Below are 4,064 nucleotides of genomic sequence, written 5' to 3'. Positions count from 1 at the left end.
GTACCTTAATGCGTGCGTAGCGCGTCAACACCGATTCGGCTTTTGCCAAAATCTTTCGTCTCTGGAGAAAACAATGTCAAACGACCCTCGTGACCTAAACGGTCAAAAATTACAACGAGCACTTTCGACGCTTGGACGCGATGCCTTTTTGCGCAGACGTCTGATTGACTGGTTGAAGGAAGCAGAAAAAACCTTCGACTATCAAGGTTCGGTTCGCGATGACATTACGGGCCCGATTATCGATGCGCTTCACACCGAAGATGACCGATATGAAAAGACACTGCAGGATGGAACACGCTTTGAGTTTCTCTACCGAACAAAAATTGCGAGGGATTTCATGCTTTCGGAGCGGGAAAATCCTACTCATGTCTGGGAACCTCAAACGACAAGATTACTGCAACACCTGTCCGCCCACAGCGACGGCGATGTTCTGATAGGTGGCGCATATTTTGGCGATCATGCCATTTTATTGGCTCGCCAACTGCAGAAAGAAGACCGTCAGGTTCATTGTTTTGAGCCCAGTCCCGAGCAATCAGGAATGCTCGCAAGAAATGTTGCGCTAAATGATCTGAACAACTTGGTCATTAATCGCAAGGGACTGTGGGATGTCAGCAGCCAGCGGCTTCGTCTTGAAGGCTTCGACTCGTTCGCCAATTCGGTCGTTGCGGACACTGCCGAAGATAGTTTTGAAACGGTACGAATTGACGACTATTGCGCCGCAATGCAACGCCGACTCGGCGTCATCATGCTCGATATTGAGGGCGCGGAGTTTCGTGCGCTGCTAGGAGCTGAAAAAACACTCCTGAATAACCACCCGAGCATCGTTTTTGAAGTTCACCGGGACTATGTGGACTGGTCAAACGGCTTACTAAATGCACCAGTTTGTAAATTGTTGAGCGCAGCGGGCTATCAGCTTTTTGCGGTGCGCGATTTCCACAATAACCACGAAGTCGGGGAGCTTTGTATCGAACTCATTCCGGYCGAGGCCGTTTACCTCGAGGGCCCACCGCATGGCTTCAACATGCTGGCCGTAGCAAATACGCAACTCATATCTGGCCCCCTTTTCAAGCAGGTAAAGAACGTGAGCCCCAAGTTACTCCGTCATAAATCACCTGAACTACATCATCCCTTGGATGGGTTTCCTGGCGAATGAAATTCACAGTGTTTGGTGGCGCCGGGTTTGTCGGCCGTCACTTGGTCACTCATCTGCGTGAGCGCGGTTACGAAGTAACCGCGCCGGTGCGCGGCGCGCTAGTCCATAGCGGGGAGAACCTCGGCCACGTGATTTATGCGATCGGCCTGACAGCCAACTTTCGCAGTCGACCACATGACACCGTCGAAGCGCATGTTGGTTTACTCTCAACATTGCTCCAGTCGAGCCGCTTCGATTCGTGGCTATACCTCTCAAGCACTCGGGTCTACGCGAGCTTGGCGCCAACTGACAGCGCGAAAGAAGATGCGAAAATCTCGATCGCACCGTCGGCCGACAGCCTGTATGACCTCAGTAAGCTTCTCGGTGAAGCCCTGTGTCTTACGCAGGCTTCGCCGGCCGTGCGGGTGGCAAGGCTATCCAATGTCTATGGCCCTGGGCAAGGTAAAGCTACATTCCTGGCGTCGGTGATCCGTGAACTGCGCGAGACCAATAGCGTCACGATCCATGAAAGTCCGACCTCCTGCAAAGATTACGTCGACATCGACGATGTCGTACCGTTGCTCGAAAATATCGCGATTAGCGGCCGGCAGCGCCTCTACAACGTAGCTAGCGGGCAATCCGTATGTCACGCCGAACTGGCACGCGAGCTGGCGGCGCTGACGGGCGCACATATCTCCTTCGCACCAGGCGCGCCCGAGCGCATTTTCCCGACCGTCGACATAGCGGCGGTAACTACCGAGTTCCACTACCTGCCCATGAAGCTGAAAGATCGGCTCTCAGGCTTGTTGTCCACCTATCCCATCCAACACGGAGTACCACTGTGAGCGCCACACCCAACGATCCAATCGCGGCTTTCGAAGCTGAGAAATTCAGCACCATCGCCAGCTATCCCGCCAACAAATCATGGCAATCACTGTCGTCGCAATGGATGGCGGAAGCTTTCCGCGGCCGCTATATGTATAACTTTTCATGGCAGGGCCGACCCATTATCCAGACCCCGGTCGATATGGTCGCGACGCAAGAACTGATCTGGCAGGTCAAGCCGGATCTGATTATCGAAACAGGCATCGCGCATGGCGGCTCATTGCTCATGAGCGCCGCAATGCTGGCGTTGATTGATTACTGCGAAGCCGTCGAAAGCGGCTCCACGCTCGACCCGAAAGCCACATCGCGCCACGTGCTCGGACTCGACATCGATATCCGCAAGCACAATCGCGATGCAATAGAAGCACACCCGATGGCGCACCGCATCCAGATGCTCGAGGGCTCATCGACTGATGAAAAAATCATCGAACAGGTGCACGCGATCGCGAAAAAGCACCGAAAAGTCATGGTATTTCTCGATTCAAACCATACGCACGAGCACGTATTGGCAGAACTCGAAGCCTACGCACCTTTGACAAGTGCGGGCAGTTATTGCTGCGTGTTYGACACGATTGTCGAGGATCTGCCGAACGATATGTTCCCTGATCGCCCCTGGGCACATGGCAACAACCCGAAGACCGCGGTATGGGAATACCTCAAGCGACTGAAAGAACAAGGCCGCCAAGCCGTCGATGGTGGAAAGCTCGTATTTGAAATCGACAAGGCCATCGAGAACAAATTGCTTTTGACGGTGGCTCCAGACGGCTATCTCAAGCGCATCTGATGCCTTTTTTCGGAGAAATTCGTTTCCAGACGTTTGAAAACCATGGCCAATCCCACTCTCGATAGCTGGTTTGCCCACTCGCTGCGAAAAAGCGCTAACGAAGAAAACCCTTCTTTTGCCACGCTTTCGCTGCTGACAGTGGTCATACCTTGCTATGCAAGACAGGATTTCCTGTTGCGACAGTGTGTGTATTGGCACGGCAGTGGTGCGAGCGTGGTGATCGTCGACGGCTCACCGCAACCACTGGATGGCATCTCGCGGCAGACGCTGGATGGCCTTAGCGATGTAATTTATCTACATGCTGCAATCAGCATGTCTGACCGTCTAAAAATGGCGTCCAAACATATCCGCACGCCGTACGCGACCTTGCTCGGGGACGACGAATTTTTTCTGTTCAGCGGACTTTGCAGCGCAATTCTTGCACTTGAACGCGACGCTTCACTGAGCGCCTGCATAGCGCAGTCGCTGGCGTTTCATACCATGCAGGACGGGACTGCCTGCAGTTACGGCCACGGTTACCCGCATTGGCGTTACACGGTCCGGCAGGACGAGATTGAACAGCGGCTGCAGACTGCAATGTCGGACTATACGGCCGCGACCTGCTACGCCGTCTTGCGCGCGCCAGTCTGGTGCAAATCCTGGGGGCAGCTTGAAAACTGGTCGTCACCCTATGTGAGCGAGATGCAGCAAGGAATCACTACCTATATCTGGGGAAAACTTACGACGGTCGACGAGGTGTACTGGATGCGCTCCAGCGAAAACCGGTCTATCACGAGCACAGACTTCAATCGCGGTCTGTCGTTTCGCGACTGGTGGTCGTCTGCTCAATTTGAGCCGGAGCACGAGCGGTTTTTCGCGATACTCACCCGTGAGCTCAAAAGCGCCATTACCGTTGACGACGCGCGCGCGCGTGCCGTAGTGCGCGAGGCGGTCGAGACATTTATCAGGCATCTCGATGATCTCGACCGTGATACCAGGCAGGCGCTGACAGGTCCAGGCGCGGTATTGAATACCTTCCGCAAGAGCACCGCTGCTATCGCCAAACGGCTGCTGCCGCGCAGATGGCTGGAGTACCTCAAGTCAGCCATGTTCGGTGCTGTCCCGGCACCGACGCCCGGCAACTATGGCCAATTGCAAGATCTGCAAAAACTTACTCCTCCCGTTGAATTTCTGATTGATGACCGGTTGATCGCCGAACTGTCGGCCATGGAGAATTTGATCAGCGGTTTCTACCGGGCAAGAAAAGGGCACGCAGCATGACCC

4 protein-coding genes are annotated in these 4,064 nt (G+C 54.4%); all 4 read left to right on the top strand.

Going from position 1 to position 4,064, the window contains the following annotated elements:
• On the top strand, window positions 1-1,153 hold a 1,153-nt coding region (locus AC1D1Z_RS34710), incomplete at its 5' end, for an FkbM family methyltransferase (RefSeq protein ID WP_477853324.1).
• A complete protein-coding gene (locus AC1D1Z_RS34705; RefSeq protein WP_477699789.1) occupies window positions 1,150-1,977 on the top strand; it encodes an NAD-dependent epimerase/dehydratase family protein in 828 nt (275 codons plus the stop codon). The genes AC1D1Z_RS34710 and AC1D1Z_RS34705, both read left to right, overlap by 4 nt.
• A complete protein-coding gene (locus tag AC1D1Z_RS34700; protein ID WP_477668507.1) occupies window positions 1,974-2,801 on the top strand; it encodes a cephalosporin hydroxylase family protein in 828 nt (275 codons plus the stop codon). Before AC1D1Z_RS34705 ends, AC1D1Z_RS34700 begins: the two co-directional genes overlap by 4 nt.
• Window positions 2,802-2,843: 42 nt before the next feature.
• On the top strand, window positions 2,844-4,061 hold the full coding sequence (locus AC1D1Z_RS34695; RefSeq protein ID WP_477699790.1) for a TIGR00180 family glycosyltransferase: 1,218 nt from the start codon (window positions 2,844-2,846) through the stop codon (window positions 4,059-4,061).
• Window positions 4,062-4,064: the final 3 nt, after the last annotated feature.

The sequence above is a fragment of the Rhizobium sp. P1_E1 genome (assembly GCF_056406015.1).
Note: the sequence above shows the minus strand (reverse complement) of the source record. Positions and strands in the feature narration are given on the sequence as shown.